Annotated in this window: 1 protein-coding gene; it reads right to left on the bottom strand. The window is 42.2% G+C overall.

Annotated elements, in window-relative coordinates:
* Nucleotides 1-43: 43 nt before the first annotated feature.
* The gene (locus QUB08_RS31820) at nucleotides 44-1,624 is read right to left on the bottom strand and encodes an IS1182 family transposase (RefSeq protein ID WP_333230272.1); all 1,581 of its coding nucleotides are present in this window, start codon (nucleotides 1,622-1,624) and stop codon (nucleotides 44-46) included.
* Between the last annotated feature and the right edge of the window lie 93 nt (nucleotides 1,625-1,717).

Genomic DNA, 1,717 nt, shown 5'->3' with positions numbered 1-1,717 from the left:
CTAGAGAGGCAGTCCAGTAGAAGCAGTTGACAAACCAATATAATTATGCAGTTGCCTTTGTTTCGTTGATAAGTAGCATTTGAGCCAAAACATGAAGATTATGAACAACCGCCACACGTCGTAAATCAAAAAGATTCTTCCGCAGGCCGATGTAACGAGCCTGTTCGCCTTGCCATTGCCCAATTTTTGCTAAACAATGTTCAACTGAAACACGTTCACGAAGTTTGGCTCTTCCTTGGGCTGTTTTTTGACGCTCTCTCAATTCTTTTAATAATAATTCGTCAGCATGAATCGAAACGCTACGACCATTGTTACTTTCCGTACATTGTGAACGCAGAGGACACCTATTACATTCTTTTTTAGGAAAATGAACTACTTGTCCTTGCACAAAAGGTAAGTTGACTCCATTAGGACAAATAACTTGAGAACTCTCCCAATCTAAAACAAACGCAGTTTTGTCAAAAAATTTACCGTTTCGCACTCGCCATGATTTACAGATAATTGTTAAATCAGAGTCACGTTGTTTAACCAAATGGCTAGTTAAATATGCGCGGTCAATTTGTAATTCTTCTAACTTAACTTTTTGGGATTGTAGGTCAGTTTCAATTGCTACTGTAACTTCGGCTTCCGGTTGATTGGCACTTGTGACTCCAACTGCTCGCACCACACCTAAATCCAAATCTTTAAGAACATGACGCTTGTAACCATTAAAACATTTATTACGGCTTTTACGCCCATGACACATATCTTTATCTTCAATTGAAATACGACGATTCGGCGCTACACCCTTACGGAGCTTTGCGCCACCATTTGCTCCCAACTCAGTATCCTGTGCTTCGATTATTCGTGCATCCTCAATGCTTTGTTTGGCTTGAGTTACTGCTGTTGCATTCAGGTCAGTTTTTTCTGTTACCCAAGACTCAACATTGTTAAGTGTTTCTAGTATCCTTGTTAATGCTTCAGTTTTTTGTTGTGGAGCGTCCCAATCTAAATCCAAAGCCGCTTTTAAGCTACTTCCCGACAGTAGGTCTGCTCCCGCTTGTGATGCAATAGTAGATAAATTCTGTTTCTGGTCGCGGGCTATAACCTCTAAAGCTTTTCGCAGTGCGTGACCTAAAAGATTATAAGTGTCTTCTACCCGTGCGGCTCCCCATAGCGGACTTGAATCAAGTGCTGCTCTTAATGTGCGAGAACTATAACCCTGACGCATTTGAGCCATTTCAATCGTTCTCTCTATTAACATTCGGTCTCCTTCACAGGCAATTAAGGCAGCACGAAACCGAACCAGTGTGCCTTTTCCAAAAGGTGCTTGCTCACTATCCAGGCAATCTAAAACTAACTGCCACCTTCTGTCCATTACCATTGCTTCTATAGCTTCATCATCACTTACTCCCGTATAAGCTTGTAAAATGATAGCAAGTGCTATCTGGGCGGGTGGCACTGGGCATAAGCCAACGCTACTGTCTTTAAATACTTTGGCTAGTTCCTGCTGAAATTGGTCATCAAATAACTCATGGCGTATTTCCCTTAAGAACAGGAACAGCTTCGCTTTACGAATGCGTTGAGCGACTTTTTCTTCGCTTGCCGACAGTTCGATGGGAGGATTCCAAAGGGGGGGGCGCATAGCTACGTACTCCTGGTATCGCGTTTACTTATAAATCAGCATCAGCAGAAACTGTACTTTTTGTCAATATCTTCTACTGGACTGCCTCTCTAG

Origin of the sequence: Microcoleus sp. BR0-C5 (assembly GCF_036705045.1) — a bacterium.
GTDB lineage: Bacteria > Cyanobacteriota > Cyanobacteriia > Cyanobacteriales > Microcoleaceae > Microcoleus.
This window is presented reverse-complemented; position numbering and strand designations above follow the sequence as displayed.

Bases quoted from the DNA above. Each gene is read 5' to 3' on its own strand.
- QUB08_RS31820 (WP_333230272.1), bottom strand. From the start codon at position 1,624: ATGCGCCCCCCCCTTTGGAATCCTCCCATCGAACTGTCGGCAAGCGAA.